Annotated in this window: 13 protein-coding genes; 4 read left to right on the forward strand and 9 right to left on the reverse strand. The window is 69.9% G+C overall.

Annotated features, from left to right (window positions below; translation table 11 throughout):
• The first annotated feature begins 239 nt into the window (after positions 1–239).
• Positions 240–2,735, forward strand: coding sequence for a right-handed parallel beta-helix repeat-containing protein (locus IM770_RS18205; RefSeq protein ID WP_203581837.1), 2,496 nt, complete (start codon positions 240–242; stop codon positions 2,733–2,735).
• A 120-nt stretch (positions 2,736–2,855) separates the two neighbouring features.
• Here IM770_RS18205 and IM770_RS14315 read toward each other — a convergent pair whose 3' ends face one another.
• The 8 genes from IM770_RS14315 to IM770_RS14350 form a co-directional block, all read right to left on the reverse strand.
• Complete coding sequence (locus IM770_RS14315) at positions 2,856–7,580, reverse strand: LamG domain-containing protein (RefSeq protein ID WP_203581838.1); 4,725 nt, start codon at positions 7,578–7,580, stop codon at positions 2,856–2,858.
• A 60-nt stretch (positions 7,581–7,640) separates the two neighbouring features.
• A complete protein-coding gene (locus IM770_RS14320) occupies positions 7,641–8,330 on the reverse strand; it encodes a hypothetical protein (protein WP_203581839.1) in 690 nt (229 codons plus the stop codon).
• Complete coding sequence (locus IM770_RS14325) at positions 8,303–9,520, reverse strand: glycosyltransferase (RefSeq protein ID WP_203581840.1); 1,218 nt, start codon at positions 9,518–9,520, stop codon at positions 8,303–8,305. The genes IM770_RS14320 and IM770_RS14325 overlap by 28 nt, the downstream gene beginning before the upstream one ends.
• Positions 9,517–10,461, reverse strand: coding sequence for a hypothetical protein (locus tag IM770_RS14330; protein ID WP_239066267.1), 945 nt, complete (start codon positions 10,459–10,461; stop codon positions 9,517–9,519). The genes IM770_RS14325 and IM770_RS14330 overlap by 4 nt, the downstream gene beginning before the upstream one ends.
• Position 10,462: 1 nt before the next feature.
• Positions 10,463–11,572 carry a Gfo/Idh/MocA family protein gene (locus IM770_RS14335; RefSeq protein ID WP_203581841.1) on the reverse strand — a complete coding sequence of 370 codons (1,110 nt, stop codon included), beginning with the start codon at positions 11,570–11,572 and terminating at the stop codon, positions 10,463–10,465.
• Positions 11,569–12,726, reverse strand: a complete 1,158-nt coding sequence (locus tag IM770_RS18210) for a DUF1972 domain-containing protein (RefSeq protein WP_203581842.1) — start codon at positions 12,724–12,726, stop codon at positions 11,569–11,571. Before IM770_RS18210 ends, IM770_RS14335 begins: the two co-directional genes overlap by 4 nt.
• 198 nt (positions 12,727–12,924) lie before the next feature.
• Positions 12,925–14,499 carry a sugar transferase gene (locus IM770_RS14345; RefSeq protein WP_372430680.1) on the reverse strand — a complete coding sequence of 525 codons (1,575 nt, stop codon included), beginning with the start codon at positions 14,497–14,499 and terminating at the stop codon, positions 12,925–12,927.
• Positions 14,500–14,757: 258 nt separating this feature from the next.
• Positions 14,758–15,924 (reverse strand): polysaccharide deacetylase family protein, encoded by a 1,167-nt coding sequence (locus IM770_RS14350; protein ID WP_239066269.1) that lies wholly within the window; start codon positions 15,922–15,924, stop codon positions 14,758–14,760.
• A gap of 148 nt (positions 15,925–16,072) precedes the next feature.
• On the opposite strand from IM770_RS14350, the gene IM770_RS14355 reads away from it, so the two are divergent.
• A complete protein-coding gene (locus IM770_RS14355; RefSeq protein WP_203581844.1) occupies positions 16,073–16,435 on the forward strand; it encodes a hypothetical protein in 363 nt (120 codons plus the stop codon).
• A gap of 111 nt (positions 16,436–16,546) precedes the next feature.
• Here the strand turns inward: IM770_RS14355 and IM770_RS14360 are convergent, their stop codons facing one another.
• Entirely contained in the window at positions 16,547–18,244 is a 1,698-nt protein-coding gene (locus IM770_RS14360; RefSeq protein ID WP_203581845.1) for a hypothetical protein, read from the reverse strand.
• A gap of 335 nt (positions 18,245–18,579) precedes the next feature.
• Between IM770_RS14360 and IM770_RS14365 the strand changes: the two genes are divergently transcribed.
• Both IM770_RS14365 and IM770_RS14370 read left to right on the forward strand, forming a co-directional pair.
• The gene (locus tag IM770_RS14365; RefSeq protein WP_203581846.1) at positions 18,580–19,251 is read left to right on the forward strand and encodes a DUF305 domain-containing protein; all 672 of its coding nucleotides are present in this window, start codon (positions 18,580–18,582) and stop codon (positions 19,249–19,251) included.
• Positions 19,252–19,313: 62 nt separating this feature from the next.
• Positions 19,314–19,826 carry a glycine cleavage system transcriptional repressor gene (locus IM770_RS14370; protein ID WP_203581847.1) on the forward strand — a complete coding sequence of 171 codons (513 nt, stop codon included), beginning with the start codon at positions 19,314–19,316 and terminating at the stop codon, positions 19,824–19,826.
• Positions 19,827–19,855: the final 29 nt, after the last annotated feature.

Here is a 19,855-nt window from a genome sequence, read left to right on the forward strand (position 1 = left end):
CGGTGTGGCGCCTTGGCCCGCCCAACCGCACGCCGCCGTGAGAATCGTCTCATCCGTACCGGGTTACGACGCGCCGACTGTTATCGTTTTGCAACATTTCCTTTCCCCGGTATGCCTCCTCGCCCCAGTGCGCCTCGTCGTACGGCATCCGGGATACCCGATCCCGGAGTTCCATCCTTTTGCGTTCCACCCTGCCCAGAATCGCCACTGCCCTCACACTCGCCCTCGCGCTCTCCGGCGTGGCTGCTGTCACCGCGGTGCCGGCCGCCGCGGCGGACGCCACGACCTTCACCTCGACCCCGGTGTTCTCCGATGAGATGAGCCGCACCGTCTCGTCCGGCCTCGGGACGTCGACGAGCGGCGGCACGTACGCCGTGACCGACGCCTCCGCGTTCTCGGTGTCGAACGGGACCGCGCGCGCGAACGTCCGCACACCCGGCACCTCGGCCTCCGCCGTCGTCGCAGGGGTCTCACTCGCCGATGCGGCGACGTCCGTCGAGTTCACCCTCGACCAGCTGCCCCAGTCAGGAAGCGGCATCTACCTGAGCGTCCAGTCCCGCCAGACGAGCGCCGGCTACTACCACGTCCAGGTGCGCGTCGACCCGCAGGGGCGCACGCTCCTCGAGATCATCCGGGTCGCGGGCGGCCAGCAGACCTCGCTCGGCCGCCTCTACGTCCCCGGGTTCACCGCCGCCGCCGGAGTCCCCCTCCGCCTCGACACGCAGGTCACCGGCACCTCCCCGGTGTCGGTCGATGCCCGCGTGTCGCCGGTGGACGCCGTGCGGTCCGACTGGAACCTCTCCGTGGAGGACACCGGCGCCGCGCGCCTGGCCACGTCCGGCTCCGTCGGCGTGCGCGCGTACGTCTCGTCGAGCTCGCCGGCGCAGGCCGCACGCTTCGACGACCTGAAGGTCGCCCGGCTGACGGAGGTCGACGAGGGCACCGAGCCCGCCCCGACTCCCACGCCGACGCCGACGCCGACGCCGACGCCGACCCCGCCCACGTCGCCGGTGCCGCCCACGACCGGCACCGGCACGGCGCCGGTGTGGAACGAGGCCGGCGCTCGCAACAACGCCGGGGCGCCGCAGATCGGATCGACGAGCTATCCGGTTCCTGCCGGCGCGGTGTTCGTCGACGCCGCCGCGAGCGCGGGCGGGACCGGCTCCGCAGCCGCGCCCTACAACTCGATCCAGACCGCGATCGATCGCTCGGCGAGCGGCTCCGTCCTCGTGCTGCGCGGCGGGACCTACCATCAGACCGCGACCGTCCCCGCGGGCAAGGCCGTCACGATCCAGTCCTACCCCGGCGAGCCCGTCTGGCTCGACGGCTCCGAGAAGATCTCGGGGTGGACCGCCTCCGGGAGCGCCTTCTCCAGCCCCGGCTGGACGTACGACTTCGACGCGACCCCCTCCTTCACCAAGGGTCAGGCTGATGGCACCGCTCCGGGCTGGCAGTGGGTCAACCCCGCTCACCCCATGGCGGCCCACCCGGAGCAGGTCTGGATCGACGGCGTGCCGCAGCGCGAGGTCGCGTCGCTGGCGCAGCTGACGGCCGGCACGTTCTTCACCGACACGGTCGCAGACCGTCTCTACCTCGGCACCGACCCGTCCGGCCACGAGGTCCGCGCCAGCACGCTCACCAAAGCGCTGTCGCTGCGCGGCGAGGGCACGGTGGTCCGCGGCATCGGAGTGCGCGGCTACGCCACGTCCATCTGGATGATGGGAACCATCACGGTCGAGGCTCCGAAGATCCGCGTCGAGAACGTCGAGGTGTACGACAGCGCGAGCACGGGACTCTTCGTCGGCGCGGCCGACGCCGTCGTCCGCAACGTCACGCTCGCCCGCAACGGCCTCATGGGGCTCGGCGCCAACTACGCCGACCGACTCACCGTCGACGGTCTGCTGGCGGTCGAGAACAACAGCGAGCACTTCAACCACGCTCCCGTCTCGGGCGGCCTGAAGATCGCCAAGTCGCGCGGCTTCATCGTGAAGGGGTCCGCGTTCCTGCGGAACGACGGCCCCGGGCTGTGGACCGATCAGTCGGTGTACGACATGGACATCTCGGGCAACGACATCGTCGCCAACCGCGGCGCGGGCGCCTTCCTCGAGATCTCGCACAAGGTGGACTTCGTCGACAACCTCGTGCTCGACAACCTCGGCAACGCCATCAAGATCAACAACACGGGCGACGTCAACATCTGGAACAACACGATCGTGGGCGGCAACCGCGTCCTCAACATCGTGCAGGACGAGCGTCGCGCGACGGATGCCTCGGTGCCCGGGCACGATCCGCGTCAGCCGTTCCCCGACCCGACGATGCCCTGGGTGATCCGCAACATCTCCATCGGCAACAACGTCATCGCCGAGAGCACCGGGAACTGCACGCTCTGCGTCGAGGACTACTCGCACACCTACGCCGCCAGCGACCTGAACATCAAGTCCAACGGCAACATCATCCAGCGGGATGCCGCGACCAGGCCGACCTGGTTCGTGGTCTGGTCGCGCGGCGCGGCGAACGTGAACCCCTACGTGTTCTCCACGCTGGCCGACTACCGCTCGGTGACCGGCCAGGATGCCCGATCGCTCGGCATCGAGGGACGAGCGGCGACCGACGCCGGCGGCCGGATCCTCTCCGACGTCGCGTCCCAGGCGACGAACGTCGCGCTCGCGCCGCCGTCGTCCGTCGTCGGGCTGCTCGGCAGCAGCGCCGCGACGATCGGTGCGCGGTTCCCCTGAGCCGACCGCTGACGTACCGCGGGTGAGACCCGCGTCCGAGGGGTGGGGCTGAGCGATCAGCTCCGCCCCTCGGGCGCTTCACGCCGCTGGGGCGCTCCGCACGCGTCGGGTGGGCTCGGCTTACTGGGCGGGGCCCGCGAAGAAGCCGTCGAAGCTGTACACCACCGGGACCGTGGTGGCACTCGACGACAGGTAGCTGTTGATGCCGACGTAGCCGGGCGCCTGCAGGACGGCCGTGCTGTCGGTCGCCGTCAGCGCCCAGGCGGTGGGTTCCGCCGTTCCCGTCCGCCAGATCTTGGCTCTGAGAGTGGTCGTCCCGGTGCCCGCCACCTGCAGCCGCACGTTCAGGCTGTCGGGTGTCGTGACCGACAGCCCCGGGATCGTGAGGCTGGTGAGCACGGTCTCGACGCCGCCCACCGTGCGAGTGAGCCACAGTGCGACCGCCCCGGTGGCGGAGACACGGAACTTCGCCCGGTAGTCGTTGAGGTTGTCGATCTGCCTGCCGATGCCCGAGAAGTAGTAGCCACCGCCCGATGACGGCTGGTTGACCGCCACCGTGAAGCGCTCCTCGGTGTTGGTGGACGCGGTGGCCCCGGGCAGCGACGCCGTGTAGCTGTTGCCGGGGGAGAGCGTGACCTTCCCCGCACCGCCCGAGACCGAGAACTTGCTCAGCGCCGTGGCGGTGCCCGGGTTCATCGCCCAGGTCCCGCCGACGCCGGCGGCCCCCCAGCCGCTGATCGTGGAGCGCTCGAACGCGTCCGTCGCCCACACGAGCGGCGCGTTCGCCGCCACCTGCTTCGCGGCGGTGTTCGTGGCTCCGCGATCGTCGGTCACCGTGAGCGTCACGGTGTACGTGCCCGGCGCCGCGAACGGGTGGGACGTCGTGACGCCCGATCCGGTCGTGCCGTCGCCGAAGTCCCAGGCGTAGGACGTGATCGTCCCGTCGGCGTCGGTCGATCCGCCGGCGTCCAGTGCCGTCGTCAGATCGGTCGTCGTGGCGGTGAAGGATGCTGTCGGCGCCTGGTTGGCAGCGACCGTCACCTCATGCGCCACCGTCGCCACCGCACCCCGGTTGTCGGTCACGGTGAGCGTCACCTCGTATGTTCCCGCAACGGCATATGTGTGGTCCGCGGTGCGGCCCGTGCCCGTCGACGCATCGCCGAAGTCCCATGCGAAGCCGACGATCGTGCCGTCCGGGTCGCTCGATGCTGTCGCGTCGACGGCGGCCGTGAGCAGATCGGCCGACACGGTGAACGCGGCGACCGGGGGCGCGTTCGGACCCTCCGTCACCGTCACGCTCTTCGTGAGGGTGTCGATCGCCCCGTCGTCGTCGCTGACCGTCAGCGAGACCGCATACGTGCCCGCCGAGGCGTACACATGTGAAGGAGTGACTCCCGTCCCCGTCTGCCCGTCGCCGAAGGTCCACGAATAGCCCGCGATCGTGCCATCGGGGTCGGCGGAGGCGCCGCCGTCGAAGACGACCGACAGATGCGTCCCCGTCGCGGTGAAGGCCGCGGCCGGCGCCCGATTCGGTGCGACCGACACCGAGCGCGTCGCGGTGCTGCTCAGCGACGTGGCGTCGACGACCTTGAGGGTGACGGTGTACGTGCCCGCCTGAGCGTAGGCATGCTCCGCCGTCGGACCCGTCGCGGCGGCGCCGTCGCCGAACGTCCATTCGTACGTCGTGAGGTTGCCGTCCGCATCGCTGGACGCCGTCCCGTCGACACTCACCGTCAGCTCGTCCGTCACCGCGGTGAACGTTGCGACAGGCGCGCGTTCGCCCGGCGCGCGCCCGCTCGCCGCGAAGTGCGCACGGATGCGCTGCTCGCTCAGCACTCCCGGATACACGGCGGCCTCATCGAGCGTGGCGTTGATGTAGTTGCTCGCGGTGCTGCCGAAGGTCCGGTCGCCGCCGATCCGCCAGAAGCCTCGATAACCCTGGGATCCGGTGACGGAATTGCCTCCCACGAGCTTCGTGTCCACCCACAGCTTCATGCCGTCGGCGCCCTGCGTCGCGACGACATGGTGCCATTGCCCGTCGTTGTAAGACGTCGGGCTCACGACGCTGACCTGGGCGCCGTTGTTGACCCCGAAGCTCAGGCGGCCGTTGCTCTGCATCACGATGTGGCGGTCGTAGCTCGTGCTCAGCCCGGTCGTGGCATTGCCGAAGCCGATGAGCTTGCCGCCGCTCGTGCTGGTGGTCTTGAACCACACCTCAGCCGTGTAGCTCTTCGGCGAGTTCCACGCCTCCTGCGCGACGACGAGGCCCGACGAGCCGTTGAAGCCGGTCGCCGTATTGCCGGCGATGGCTCCGGTCTGTCCGCGCGTGACCGTTCCCGTCTGGTTCCCGGTCGTGCCGCCGACCGCGAAGTCGCGGACGATCCCGGATGCCGTCTCATCGAGTCGCCAGTACAGGTCGGGCTGATCCGCCGAGACCTCGGTGCCGTAGGCATCGGTCGGCGCCGCCGCCCACGCGGCCGCGCGGCCGCTGGCCAGGTAGTGAGCCTGGATGTCGCCCTTGCTCAGGGCCTTGTCGTAGACCGCGACATCGTCGATGCTGCCCGCGAGGCCGGCATCGCTCGGCCGGTTGGCGAAGCCGCCGGTCTGATCGGCGCCGATCCGCCAGTAGCCGTCGTAGGTCTTCGGCGTCGTGTAGTTCTGTTCGCGGCCCACCCGCACGCCGTCGACGTAGAGCTCCATGCCTGCGCTTCCGACCGTGCCGACGAGGTGGTGCCATTGCCCGTCGTTGACGCTCGACCGACTGAACAGGGTGCGATACGCCCCGTCGTTGATGGCGAAGTTCACCCGCCCGGACGCGTCGAGGTAGAGCACCCGATCGGTCATGCCCGAGGTCGACGTGCCCGTCGAGGAGCTGCCGTGGCCGATCACGCGACCGCCGCGTGTGCTCGTCGTCTTGATCCACGCCTCGACGGATGCCGCGTTCGCGGCCGCAGCCGGATCAGTCGTCGTCATGCGGGGGTTGCTGCCGCCCGGCGACGTCACCGCCGCGTCCGAGTCGTTGAGGAGCGCGCCGCCGGCGCCGAGGGTCAGGCCGAGCAGTGTTCCGGGCGCATCGCCGACGTCGTCGTACAGCTTCGTTCCGGTGGTCTCGTCGAGACGCCAGAAGTGCGTGGCGCCGCTGGCGCGGATCGCCGAGCGATAGGCGGACGCCGCTGCCCCCGAGACGGTGAGGTAGGGCGACCACGCGCTCCACTGGATGTTCCCGTCGCCGTCCTTCGCGCGCACCTGATAGCGCACCTGCGCGCCGGGCGTCTGACCGATGTCGGCGATGCTGAGGCTGGGCAGCTTCCAGAACTCGCTGTCGGAGCGCGTGAACGTCGCGATCTTGGTGGCGGGGCTGCGGAACACGTCGTAGGTGATCGCGACGCTGTCACGGTCCCAGACACTGCCGAACGGCACGCGCACGACGCCGGCCTCGTTCGAGAACGGCGCGGGCGTGAACACCGAGTTGTTGATCGGCGCGACCGCGTGCGGCGAGATGGCCCGCTTCGCGAAGCGGACGAGCCCCTGCTGGGCGGTCGTGTTGACCTTCGGGAACTCGCCGCCCAGCACGATGTAGCTGTCATTGCCCGTCACCGACCACGCCGCCTGACGGGCGGCCGTGTACGTCCCGAACTCGAGGTCGGGGTACCAGTGCAGCAGTCCTGAATAGGGCAGTCCCGTGAAGTCCCACCCGTAGGCGTCCTTCCTGGTGATCGTGCCTATCGGAAAGGTGCGCTCGGCCGTCGCCTTCTGCCAGCGTGAGCGCGGGCTCGTATCGGGGAACCCGCCCACGACGGTGCAGTCATGGCGGTGGCCGACGGAGTAGAGCACCTCGCCCTGCGGGAAGCTCGAGTAGGTGTCGCCGAGGCAGTCGTTGACCCAGTTGAGCTGCCCCGTGTACGGATCGGCGGCGAATGTGCCTTCGAACGACGCGCCGGCGCCGAACGCGTAGCCCGTGCCGTACACCTGGCTGCCGTCCGTGCTGAGGCTCGAGATCGCCCCGTTGAGTCCAGCCGATCTGATCCTGTCGACCGCGGCCCACGGCTGCGTGCTGCCGGTGACCGCATCGATCGCTCCCATGCCATACGCGGTCTGCCCGTTGAGCAGCGTGAACGACCCCCCGATGATGACGCGGGATCGGTCGGGGCTCGTGACCATGTCCCACACGAAGCCGTCGCCCCCGGCCTCGGGGGCCCAGGCGGTCAGCGTGCCGGTGGTGGAGTTCCACGCCGCGAGCTCTGTGCGAGGCTGGCCGCCGCTCGAGCGGAAGTTGCCGCCGACGTAGACGGTGTTCCCCGCGAAGGCGAACCCGCGCACCTGTCCGTCGGTGCGAGGCGCCCAGGGGAGGAGAGCGCCCGTCGCGACGTCGAAGGCCGCGACGTGCGATCGCGCCTGTCCGTCCGCCGACGTGAAGTCGCCGCCGAAGTACACGGTCCTGCCGTCCGGTGAACCGCGCACGATGAGGCCCTGCGCGTCGAGGGAGTGGCTGAAGTTCGGGATCGGATTGCCGGTCGTGATGTCGAACGCGAAGATGTTGCCGGCGTCGATCTCGCCGGCACCGCCGGCCGGCACCCCCGGAGGACGCGCCTTGGTGAAGCTGCCGGTCACGTAGACCGTGTTTCCCACCACCGTCTGGCTCCACACGACGCCGTTGATCTGCCACGTCGGCAGCACGTCGGCGGTGACCGTGTCAGGAGTCGCGGGGGGATCGGCGGCCGCTGCCGGCGCCGAGGGGATGACGACGGAGGCGAGCGCGGCGATGGTCATCGCCGCTGCTGCGAGCGTGGCGACGGTGCGGCGGACCATGCCGCGTTCCCCGTCGCGACGGGTGATGCCGTTCATGCGAGGTCCTCTCGTAGTCGTCGGTGCGTCGTCGCGGTGGTGTGCAGACGCGCGGACATGTCAGTTCAGCCCTCCGCGGAAGACGGCGGACGTGTGCCCGGCGTCGAAATCCACCACGAGGGTGATCTGGGAATGCGACTCCTCAGGAATCGCGAAGGCGTAGACCGCCGTCGCGGTCTCGCCCGAGGCCAGGGTCCCCGCGAAATCGCGAACGCGGGCGTCGTTCGCGTACACGGGCTGAACTCGGCTGTCGTCCCTGTCGAGGACGGTCAGGACCGAGGTGCCGAGGTCGATCGTGTCGGGGGAGCCGTTGGCCAGCTCGAGCGTGAGCCGGGCGTAGCCCCGGCCCGGGAAGCTGCCGGGACCCTGAGCGGTCTCTTCGCCGAACGAGACCTCCGCGATCCGGACGGTCACGCCATCCGGATAGGTGACGGCCTCGGTCGTCGACCCGGGTTCGGCCGACTGGGCGGGCTCGACCGGGGCGCCGGGTCGTCCGACTTTGGGAACCGGCTGATCGGGGTCGGCGCTCGAGTCGGCATCCGCCCGCGACCCGGGCTCCGTTCCCGGGGCCGGTTCGACGTCCGGGGCGAGGGGTGATGTCGTGGGCGCCGGGGCCGGGGATGCGCTCGTCATCGGGCGCGTGTCGTCGGCCCCGGGCGCAGCGGCGCACGCCGCGAGACCGATGCACAGCGACGTCGCTGCGATCGCGGCCAGCCGGCGGCTCAGCCGAGCGTTTCGCGGGGCCACCATCGCACGTCCTCGGCTGGGCTCGGGGCGGGGTGCGCCCGCTCCTCGAGCGCTTCTGACAGGTGGGCGTGGAAGTTGCCGACACTGTGCACTCGCCGCGCCCGCACGGCATCGCTGCGCGCCGCGAGCCGGTACTCCGCCCATCTCTCGTGCACGCGTCGCAGGCCCGAGGCGAGCGCCTCCTCATCGTCAGGCGCGACGCGCAGTGCGGCGGTGAAGCCGCTGGCCGCCTCGGCGAGGCCGCTGTGGTCGGCAACGACCACCGGCCGTTCGCTCAGGAGCGCCTCGATCACGACGTTGCCGAACGACTCGTCCAGCCGCGACGGCACGACGGCGACGTCAGACGCGGCGAAGTCGTCCCACACGACCTCGTGGAACCCGGCGAACCGCACCGCGTCGGTGAGATCGAGTTCCTCGACGAGCGCGCGCAGCTGCGCCTCGTACCACTCGTATCCGGGGTAGACCGACCCGACGAGCCGGACGTCCGGCTCGATGCCGGAATCCCGGAGACGGGCCGCCGCCCGCACGACGAGATCCACGCCCTTGCGAGGCGACAGCCGTCCGACGTAGACGATGCGGAAGACGTCGCCGAGCTCTTCGCGCGACGGTCGGACCACGGAGGGGCCGGTCACGCCGTTGTGAATGACCCGTCCGCGGCCGCGTCGCTCCAGCCCGGCCCAGCCTGAGACCCGGCGACTGGTCTCCGAATTGAAGATGACCCCGTCCGCCAGCCGGAGCGGAGCAGTGAGCAGGGCGCGAGCGGGTCCCGACAGCGCTGCTTCAGCCTCGTGCACGTACACGATGACCGCCTCGCGGCGGGAGCGGGCGGCCAAGGTCCAGAGGGGCAGCGTCACCGTGTTGGCCAGCATGACGTCCGGACGGACCTCCTGGATGAGCTGCCGCATGCGGGGGAGTTGCGTCACCACCTCGCCCAGCAGCGACAGCATTCCCCGCACGTTCAGAACGCTCTTGCGCAGGACCGGCACGCCGAGGATGACGACGTCGGCGCCGGCGGCACGCAGCTGCGGGACGAGCGGTCCGTCGATCGAGCAGGTGACGACGGTGCGCCACCCGAGCGTCACGAGTCCGCGGGCGGCCTCCAGCGCCATCCGGTCCGACCCGTACAGGTCTGCAGAGGGGTTGGCGATGAGGACGGTGCCACGGCGGGCCGACAGTTCGCTGGGATGCGTCATGTCGGCCTCCCCGGCCAGTACTCGTCGACGAGGGCGACCGTCGAGGCGATGTGCGCGCGGCTGGAGGCGCCGAACACGATCGATTCGAGGTTGGGCAGGGTGCACACCCACTCGATCGCCTCACGGGGCGGCAGTGCCCCGCTCGCGAACACCGACATGGCGACCGCACGGAAGGGGCGCTTCTCGAGTGCGTCGAGATATCCCTCCATGCCTCCCGACATCCGGAATCCGAGCTTGTTGATGTTGGAGCAGACGAGGGGGTTCACGACGCCGACCCTGTCGAGGTCGTCGAGGAGCCGTGGCAGGTTCATCGTGATGAACCCCGGCTGCGCGTCGTACCGCGTCCGCACGTGATCGGCGAAGATGCGCAGCGCCTCCGTGAAGCCGAGCCCCGACAGCAGGTCGACGACGACGTTCTGCATCCAGATGACCGGCGTGTCCAGGCCGGCGAACATCTTGAGCTCGGCGTCGACCAGCAGGGTGGACACGCCCTCGATGTCCTTGCGCGCGAAGGAGGTCGCACCCCGCGAGATGCTGTCGAGCAGACCCTCCTCGGGGAGGAACCTGCGGATGGCGCCCAGGAAGCCGTCATCGGTCACGGCGTTGGCGTACTTGTGCGCGTAAGGCATGCCGGGAAAGAACTTCAACCCCTCGTAGTGGCCCGGTTCGGCACGCACCCGGTCGCAGACCTCCGCGATCCGATCGTGCGTGGTGCACATGAAGGTCCGGATCCCCTCCGCGTACGCGGCGTCGATCACCTGCATGATCGCGTCGGTGTCCTGGAAGCGGATCTGCTGCGCGCGGGCCTTCTCCTCCGACATGTGGTTCACGCCGAAGAACTGGTTGTCGCCGAACAGCAGCCGGTCGATCGTCCTGGTGGCGGTGGCGGTCACGCCGCCGCCCGCGGCGGCGGTCATGTCAGCGCTCATGCCGGTGGTCATGTCAGCTCCCCACCCTCAGCCCGCGCAGTGCGGCACCGATGCCGCGCCGGGCCGGCACCTGGGCCCGGATGGAGCTCGTCCGCGTCAGCCGCAAGCTCTCGTGAGACGCATCCTCGCTGATCATCGACAGGACCCGGTCGGTGACGGATGCCGAGGCGAAGTCGTTCTCGCCTTCGACCGATCCGTCGAGGACCCGCCGGACGAACGCGTCGAGCTGCGCGCTGTACTCCTCGCCGCGGAGATAGAACCACGGTGCCCCGGTGAGCTCGGTGGTGTACCGGACGTTCCAGCCCACGCGATACCCGTCGGGGACGCGAGCGGTGTCGCGAAGGTACACCTGGATCTCCTGGCGATCGGCATGGATCCGGCCGTGCGCACCCCACAGCGTGACCGTGGTCGTCATCTTGCGCTGCGACTCGTCGGACCAGTTCGCGGTGAGCTGCGCCGTGCCGCCCGCGTAGTGCAGGGTGGTCGCGACCGCGTCGTCGATCTGGGCCGAGAAGATGCTCGTCAGCTGACTGCCGCTGACCGACTGCGGAGCGCCGAGGTACCACGTCATGAGGTTGAGCGGATGAGCCGCGTAGTCGTAGAGGCACCCGCCGCCCGTGGCCCGCTGGCTGCGCCAGGTGTGCCCGGAAGGCTTGAGCACCACGGGGCCGTACGCCTCCGCGAGTGCCGTGTTGACTGGGCCGATCGCGTCGAGCGCCAGCAGGCGGTGCACTTCGCGGAAGGCCCCCACGAAGCGGTTGTGATACCCGACCTGCGTCACCAGCCCCCGCGCAGCGGCAGCGTCCGTCAGCATCGCACTCTCGGCCGGATCGAGCACCAGGGGCTTCTCGCAGAAGACATGGATGCCGCGCTCGATCGCCGACCCGATCATGCCGGCGTGCAGGTGAGTCGGCGTCGCGACGATGAGCGCTTGCGGACGCGCCTCGTCCAGCATCCGACCGAGATCCTTGAACGTGCGCACGCCGGTGTACTTCGCGAGCACATCGAGCAGATAGCCGGTGGCATCGCAGACGCCGACCACATTAACCTCGGGGTGTGCGGTGATCATCGCGAGATGGGACAGACCCATCTTTCCGAGTCCCACGATTCCGACGTCGATCATGCGACGGCTCCTATCTTCTCGGGCACGCGCCCCCTTCGGGTGAGGGCGTCGACCAGGGCCTGCTCGTATTGCGCGCCGATCTTCGTCCACGTGAACTCGGCGCGGAACCGGTCGCGGGCGGCAGCGCCCATGCGGGCCCGGCGACCCTCGTCGGGAAGCAGACGACTGAGCAGGCTGTCCAGGCCGCCGGCACCGGAGAAGTAGGCGTTCTCCGGGCCCGCGACCCACGTGTTGTAGGGGTTGTCGTGCGCCACGATCGCGTTGCCGGCCGCCATCGCCTCGACGAGGGACGGGTTGGTGCCTCCGACCGTGTGGCCGTGCAGGTAGACCGCGGCATGGAATCTGAGAGCGCGGAGGCGGTCGGCATCGAAGATGGCACCGGGGAAGAGGACCTCATCGGATGCCGCGGCCCTGACCCGTGTCTGATACGGGTCGTCGTCGAGGTAAGGCCCGACGACGACGAGGGGCATGCCGCGGCGCTCCGCAGACCATGCCGACACGATCTCGAGCACCGAGTTCTCGGGAATGGGGCGGCAGACGACGATCCCATAGGCGCCCGGAGTGAGTCCGAGCTCCTGAGCGGCAGTCGCCGGGGCGTGCGTGACCTCGTGGGCGCCGTAAGCGATGGTCTGCACCCGGGAGCGGCCGAAGTGTCGTTCCAGGTACGTCGCGATGACGGGATGGTCGGCGATCAGCACGTCGCCGACCCATCCCGCGAGCCGCTCGTTCGCGAGCAGGATGCCCTGCTTGGCGAGTCCCCAGCGCCGCCGGGTCCACTCCATCCCGTCCATGTTCACGACGTTCGGGATGCCTCGAAGCCGGGGGATCACATCGAAGACCCCGGTGTTGTATCCGAAGGTGAGCCAGACGTCGCCTGGCTCGTGCACCGTCATCGCGTGCCGGACGGAGGCGAGATCGAAGGCGGACGTGCCCCGCCAGCCCTCCCTGGGCTCGGGGATCATCGTCCGCGTGACGCCGTTCCACTGGTCGGTCTGGATCGGACCCTCGCCGGTCAGCTGGCAGTACACGTCGACGGTCCATCCCCGGTCGCGGAGGTGCAGGGCGATGTTCTCCGCCGCGGTCTCGAAGCCGCCGTAGTTCGCCGGCACCCCATGGGTGCCGAGGATGCGCACCGTGGGCGCCACGATGCTCACGAGACCTTTCCCCGCGAGGACCGGGGTCCCCGGTGCGCACGCGGCTCTCGCCGACCTGGCTGCGCCGCCCGCCCGCCGTCATGGGAATGACACCTGCGCGGCCGCGTGATCCCGGCTGTGGGGCTGCAGCTCGGGTGCGTGCCGCGCGGTCGCAGGCGAGCGACGCAGGGACCGGTGGATCGGGAAGACTCGGTCATCTCAGTACGCCCCCCTCGGCGTGATCATGACCTTCGCGGTGCGCCACATGATCTGGAGGTCGGTGGCGATCGACCAGTTCTCGACGTAGCGCAGGTCCAGCCGCACGCTCTCGTCCCACGACAGGTCGCTGCGACCGCTGATCTGCCACAGCCCGGTGATGCCGGGCTTGATGTAGAGGCGGCGGTAGACCGTGCCGTCGTACGCCGTCACCTCCGTCGGGAGGGGTGGGCGCGGACCGACGATGCTCATCTCGCCCCGCAGCACGTTGACGAACTGGGGCAGCTCGTCGATCGAGAACTTCCTCAGCACCGCTCCGACGCGCGTGACGCGCGGATCGCGCTTCAGCTTGAACAACGGTCCTGCGCCCTCGTTCGCGGCATGGAGCTCGTCGCGCCGGGACTCGGCATCCGCGCACATCGTCCGGAACTTCAGCATCCAGAACCGGCGCCCGTCGCGGCCCACCCGCAACTGGTGGAAGAGTACCGGACCGGGAGAGTCGAGCTTGATCGCGATCGCGATGAAAGGGGTGACGAGCGCGATCGGCACGAGCGCGAGCAGGGAGAGCACGACGTCCATGCCGCGCTTGATGGCGTGGACGCCTCCCTCGAAGTCGGGGATCTTCACCTGCACGAGCGGAAGACCGTCGAGCGGGCGCAGCGACAGTCTCGGGCCGGCCACGTCGGTGAGCCGGTTGCAGAGAACGAGCTCCGCCGCGGTCCCCTCGAGCTCCCAGCCGAGCCGTCGCACGAAGTCGCGATCGCCCTCGGGCGTGCTTGCGACGACGATGGCGTCCGCGCCCGAGGCGCGGCCGTGGGCCGCGGTCGAGTGGATGGAGCCGATGACGGGGTAGATGACGCCCGCGACGAGGATCGGCTGGGTCGAGGCGTCCGTCGTGGTGGCCCCGATCACGTGGTAGGCGTGGTGCGGGTCTTCGACGAGCTTCTCGATGACGTACTCGACGTCGTCCCGGGTGCCGGCGACGATCACGCGCGACACGCACTCGCCGTGCACGCGGTCGAGGATCAGCTGCTTGCGCCACAGCCAGCGGCTGAACACGAGGGCGATGAGCCCGGCGGGGAGGGCGACGATGAGCTGCGCACGCAGTCCGGGCAGCTGCGCGAGGATGAAGACGGTCGACAGGATGCCGAAGGCCAGGCCCGTCGCATGTCCGATGCGCTTGTACTCCGCGGAGCCGGCACCGAGCACGGCGGGCTCGCGGGTGTGCGCGAGCCACAGCAGCGTCAGCCACGCGCACACGACGAAGACGCCGATCCGGGCCGGGCCGGCGAGCTCGGCGGGGCTCACCACCGGTCCGGTCTCGAACATCATCGCTGCCGCGGCGGCGAACGTGACGCTGACGGAGTCGGTCAGGTCCAGCCGCCGTCGGTAGCGCCGCTCCCAGAGTCGGCGGCGCTCCAGCGACGGCTGGACCCGTGGGGCTGTTGCAGCGGGAAGGACCTCGAAGGCCGGGCGCGACGGGACTGGGCGTCGGCGGAGCGTTCGGGTCACTCCACCGGCGCCCGCGGGCGCCGCGTCAGACGCGGTCTGATTCAGACCGCGGTCCACCGCGCGCACGACGACGCGTCCCTAGCAGACATCAACTTCCCCTGGTCGGCGCGACGTCGTCGTCGGGCTCCGTTGTCGAGTCGACCACCCCAAGTGCGCGAACCCGGCCGGGTTGTCGGGTCGATGGGAACGTCAGTTCGGGTACTGCGCCCCCCCGCGCGTTTGTCACTGTACGCCCGAGAAGCGGAGACCGGAAGACTTTTTTCTGAAAAGCCTTGACACCGCTATCTCACCTCCGATAGTGGACTCGGAGTCTCTTCGGGAAGCTCACCCGATCAGGTTGATCAGGGCGTCCAGCCCCATGCCGTAGTTGATGCGGATCGTGGGCAGCGCGAGCTTGTCGGCGCCGATCGTGACGTAGCCGGGCTCGATGGTGCGCGCCATCTCCCAGCCCGCCTGTCGCAGCCCTTCCTTCGCGGTGTCGTTGTAGTGCCCGAACGGATAAGCCACGATCTCCTTCACGCCGAGCACCCCGTACGACGCCTCCATGTCGGCCACGATCTCGGGCACGCCGAGGTTCGTGATGAGGCCGTCGCCGTTGGCGCCGGCGCGGTGCATGTCGTGCGTGTGCGAGCGGCGCAGCACGTACGGGCTGGGCGCCGGGTCCTGGCGCCAGGCCGTGATCATGAACGAGGTCGAGAGCACCTTGTACTTGTCGACCACCGGGACGGCGAGATCGAACCAGCTCTGGTCGGCGTCGTCGTCGGTCACGATCACCGAGTGGGTGGGGAGGAACAGCCGCCCGTCGATGAACGCCGACAGCTCGTCCCACGTCGGCAGATAGAAGCCGGTCGTGGCGATGTGGTTCAGGTGCGCGTCGAAGTCTCCGATGAAGGCGTAGTTGCCGCGCAGCCAGCCGCTCTCGCCCTCGGGGTTCGCGGTGAACTGGTGGTACATGAGGATCGGGATGCGGGCGTCCTCGGCCGCGTTCTGCTCCGGACTGACCCACGCGCCGTGCAGTGTCACCCGCCGGTCGGTGCACACGACCGGCTCGGACCCGTTGATCCGTGCCGGAATCGCGAGGCTTGCGGCATCGGCCGGGGTCGCGTACCAGCCGGCGAAGACCAGGCCGTCCCGCGTCGGGATCGGCAGGCCGGTGTAGAGGGCGCCCTGCGTCTGCAGCATGGGGGCGTCGGAGATGCCGTCGCCCGCGAAGCTCACCGCGCACGCCGCCGGGTCGGTGGTCGCGGCGAGCAGCTGTTCCTCCGCGGTGAGCGGCGTAGGGGTGGGGGACGGCGTCGGCGGCTCCGACGCGGCGGGCACGGCATCCGACTCGTCCGCGTCCGCGTCGCTCCCGGCCTGTGCGAAGCCGATCGCCGCGACGGTTCCGCCGATGACCGCGAGCACGACCACGGCGCCCGCGATGCCCGCGAACAGTCGTCGCCGGCGCACCCGCGCCGACGGCCGCGTGCTGCCCGTGCCGAAGGTGGCCATGCGACTCCCTGAGTCCCGGACCGCGCATCCCCACGTGCGATCTCCGAGGGGATGCTATCCGGATGCCGCACCCGCGCGCGCGACCGCGACGCGCGTTGTGGAGAACCGGCGTGACTTCCGGTGCGCCGGATCGCTACGCTCGGTTGCCATGCTCCCTGCCGACTGGATCGAACACCGCCGCGCCGACGGCGAGCTCGTGGGCTGGATGCGCGCCGACGGCGCCGGCTTCCGGGTCTACGATCTGCTCGGCCGAGACCGCACGCCGGCGCCCGGCGACCCGATCGACTGGCTCGACGCCGAGGAGCTGCTCGATGAGCTCGGCATCGGCTACCTCGCCGATCGCTGGACGCTGCGCCGCGAGGGCGCGGAGCGCCCGGTGCGGATCGCGGAGGCGAGCCCCCGGGGCGTGACGGTCGTCGCCGACGAGTACGGGGCGGCGTCGGCCGTCGGGGCGGTGCTGGAGCGCTTCCGGCTGCCCTTCCCGGTCGGCGACGATCTCCTTCCGGCCTGATCCCGGACGTCGCGGCGCGGGCAGGTGCGGGGAGCGTTCTTCCGGGCCCCGACGTGACGATGCCCGGCGGTCCGAAGACCACCGGGCACCGTCGTGCTGTCGCTGCGGGTGTCAGCCGAACGTGGCCGACAGAGCCGCGATCGCCTGCGCCAGGTCGGAGTCGGGTGCCGCACCCGACTTGCGCGCCGCGTTGGCGAGGTGATCGACGACCGACCCGCCGTTGCCCTTCGCGGCGAGCATCTCGGCCTTGTCGAGATGGCCGCGGGCGTCGGTCAGCGCCTTGCCGGCGAGAGTGCCCGCCCGCTCGGCCTGATCGACGTAGGACCGCACCACCGCGAAGCTGGGCGCGTGCTCGTACCGCGGCTGGGCCTGCGCGTTGAACAGGCCGACGGAGTACTCACCCGCGGCCGTGATCTCGTTGGCGCTCAGGTGCGCGCTCGGCTGCAGCGCGAGGCTGTCGAACCCGCGGCCGATCTCGTTGCCGTAGACGTTGCCGTTGTACCAGTAGGTCGACCAGTAGCCGCCGGTGACGAGGCTCGTCGCGCTCATCGGGCCGCGGTCGAAGTACGCGATCTCGACCGGGTTGGCGCTGTCGGTGAAGTCGAAGATCGACAGTCCGCCCTGGTACCAGGCCTGCACCATGATGTCGCGGCCGGGCACCGGGATGAGCGAGCCGTTGTGCGCGACGCAGTTCTCCTGCGCCGTCTGGACCGCCGGCATCTTGTAGTAGCTGCGGAACTCGAGCTTGCCGTCCACGATGTCGAAGATGGCGTTGGCGCCCCAGTTGTCGGGGTCCTGCTCGCGGCATCGTGCGCCGCTGCCGCCGCCCCACTCGTCGGTGAAGACGACCTTGGTGCCGTCGTTGTTGAACGTCGCCGAGTGCCAGTACGCGAAGCGCGGGTCGGTCACGGCATCGATGCGGACCGGGTTCACCGGGTCGCTGATGTCGATCAGGATGCCGTTGCCCTCGCATGCTCCGGCCGCGAGGCCGATCGCGGGGTAAGCCGTGATGTCGTGGCACGCGTCGGTGGCCGACGTGCTCTGGAAGCCCTCGCCGTGGCTGCCGCCCGGCCAGAGGCCCGCGGGGCTGCCGCTCTCGGCAGTGAACAGGCGCGCCTCGTTCACGACCGCCGCCGACGCCGGGTCGGCGAGCGGCACCTTGATGACCTCGACCTGGAAGCGGGCCGTGTCGATGGGGTTGCCGTTCGCGTCGAGGTAGGCCTCCTCGGTGTTGGCGTTCGTGGGGTTCACGCAGCCTTCGAGCGCGGTGGTCGTCGTGCGGACGCCCGCGGTTCCCGACACGTAGACGTACACGTTCTCGGTGTCGTCGGGGTCTTCCACGACGGTGTGCGTGTGCGAGCCGCGGCACGTCTGCACCGCGGTGACCTGCACCGGGTTCAGGATGTCGGAGATGTCGAAGACGCGGACGCCGCGGAAGTTCTGCGGGTCGGTCGCCGAGACGTTCGTCGTGCCGCAGTCGAGGCGGCCCGGGGCCGACTCGACCGACATGAAGAGCAGGTCGCCGAAGACCGAGACGTCGCCCTGCCCGCCCGGGCACACGAAGGTGCCCTCGAGGCTCGGCGACGCGGGGTCGCTGACGTCGTAGATCTGGAATCCGTAGTAGTTGCCCGCGATCGCGTAGTCGCCGGTGAACGCGAGATCGGAGTTCGTCGTGAAGGGCGAGGTCTTCTGCTGCGCCGACAGCAGGGCGATGTTGCTCGCCGCCTGGCCGGCGTCATGCAGTCCGGCGGTCAGGCCTTCGCGGGGGTCGGGGTCGGCGGCGTCGGCCAGCGCGGTGGTCGCCGTCATCATGGAGAACCCGAGCGCCAGCGTGCCGACGGCGGCAAGCGTGCGAGTGCGCCAATGCGATCTGTGGGGAGATCGTGTCTTCATGCAGGTGTGGCCTTCCAAATCAGCATTGCATCATCGATATGTCGGTTTGTTGCTCACGCCGAAGTGCATTCCGCGCCGTCTGGGGGCGGAGCCGATCGCACTTCGCATACTGCGTCGGTATGCAGTTATATGAATGGAACGTATCGGTGACGTGTGAGCCACCGCTACAGCAATCATTAACTTTCTGTTTCGTCGGTCGTCAGGGCCCCTCGGCCGCGCATGATGGAGCAATCCCTACGAGAGGTTCGATCATGTCGACGCCGACCCCGACCCGATTGGTCTTGCTCGGTGCCGCGGCCCTCCTCATGGTCGGGCTCTCGGCGTGCACGGCAGAGCCGGATGAGGTCGCGCCGCTGCCGACCAGCCCCGTCGTGCAGCTGGGCGCGCCGGGCGAGCCGAACCGCACGCTGTCGCCGGAGGAGGCGGCCGAGCTCGACTCGCCGACCTACGTCGAGCAGGACGTGCTCTTCGTGCGTGACATGCTCCACCACCACTCGCAGGCGATCGAGATGACCGGCTACGTCGACGAGCGCACGACCGACGACGACATCCGGCTGCTGGCCGAACGCATGGCCGTGAGTCAGACCGATGAGATCACCCAGCTCGAGACCTGGCTGCAGACGCGGGGCGAACCCGTGCGCGATCCCGACGAGTCCCACGCGCATACGTCCGAGTCGATGCCCGGGCTCCTCACCGAGGCCGAGCTCGCCGAGCTGGAGGGCGCCGAGGGCGAAGAGTTCGACCGGCTCTTCCTCACGTACATGATCAAGCACCACGAGGGAGCGATCCAGATGGTGACCGACCTCTACGCGGAGGGCGGCGGTCAGGAGTCCGACATCGATGTCTTCGCCCGTCATGTCGAGGCCGACCAGGGCATCGAGATCGCCCGCATGGAGGAGCTGCTCGCCCAGCGCGAGGGCTGATCCCACGACGTCGCACGGGTCTCCGAGGACCGCTGCTGCGGCACGGTCGGTACAGTGAGCCCATGACGACGCTCGTGCTCACCGTGGTCGGCGACGACAGGGCAGGACTGGTCGCGGCGGTCGCAGATGTGGTCGGCAACCACGGCGGCAACTGGGAGAACAGTCAGCTGGCCGAGCTGTCGGGGGCGTTCGCCGGGATCATCGAGGTGTCGATCGCGCCGGAGCGCGCGGCCGAGCTGCGAGAGGCACTCGGCGTGCTCGACGGCCTGCTCAAGGTCACCGTGCACGCCGGCACCGAGGAGCCGCCCGCGACCGATGCCCGGCCGCTGACGATCGAGGTGATCGGCAACGATCATCCCGGAATCGTGCGCGACGTCTCGGCCGCGCTCCGCGCCCACGGGGTGAGCATCGACCACCTGAGCACCCGCACCACCGAGGCGGCGATGTACGGCGGCCGACTGTTCGAGGCGACGGTCGTCGCCCGGGTTCCGGCATCCGTCGATCTCGCGAAGCTGACCGGCGACCTCGAGCGCCTCGCGACCGAGATCCAGGTCGACGTCACCCTCGGCTCCTGACCGGGCCGCGCCCGCGCGTGTCGCTGCGG

It is taken from the genome of Microbacterium hibisci, assembly GCF_015278255.1.
GTDB classification, from domain to species: Bacteria; Actinomycetota; Actinomycetes; order Actinomycetales; family Microbacteriaceae; genus Microbacterium; species Microbacterium hibisci.

Excerpts from the sequence above, each read along its gene's own strand:
- IM770_RS14365 (WP_203581846.1), top strand. The coding sequence starts at position 18,580 with ATGTCGACGCCGACCCCGACCCGATTGGTCTTGCTCGGTGCCGCGGCC.
- IM770_RS14360 (WP_203581845.1), bottom strand. The coding sequence starts at position 18,244 with ATGACGGCGACCACCGCGCTGGCCGACGCCGCCGACCCCGACCCCCGC.
- IM770_RS14335 (WP_203581841.1), bottom strand. The coding sequence starts at position 11,572 with ATGATCGACGTCGGAATCGTGGGACTCGGAAAGATGGGTCTGTCCCAT.
- IM770_RS14325 (WP_203581840.1), bottom strand. The coding sequence starts at position 9,520 with ATGACGCATCCCAGCGAACTGTCGGCCCGCCGTGGCACCGTCCTCATC.
- IM770_RS14330 (WP_239066267.1), bottom strand. The coding sequence starts at position 10,461 with ATGACCACCGGCATGAGCGCTGACATGACCGCCGCCGCGGGCGGCGGC.
- IM770_RS14320 (WP_203581839.1), bottom strand. The coding sequence starts at position 8,330 with ATGGTGGCCCCGCGAAACGCTCGGCTGAGCCGCCGGCTGGCCGCGATC.
- IM770_RS14355 (WP_203581844.1), top strand. The coding sequence starts at position 16,073 with ATGCTCCCTGCCGACTGGATCGAACACCGCCGCGCCGACGGCGAGCTC.
- IM770_RS14315 (WP_203581838.1), bottom strand. The coding sequence starts at position 7,580 with ATGAACGGCATCACCCGTCGCGACGGGGAACGCGGCATGGTCCGCCGC.
- IM770_RS14370 (WP_203581847.1), top strand. The coding sequence starts at position 19,314 with ATGACGACGCTCGTGCTCACCGTGGTCGGCGACGACAGGGCAGGACTG.
- IM770_RS14350 (WP_239066269.1), bottom strand. The coding sequence starts at position 15,924 with ATGGCCACCTTCGGCACGGGCAGCACGCGGCCGTCGGCGCGGGTGCGC.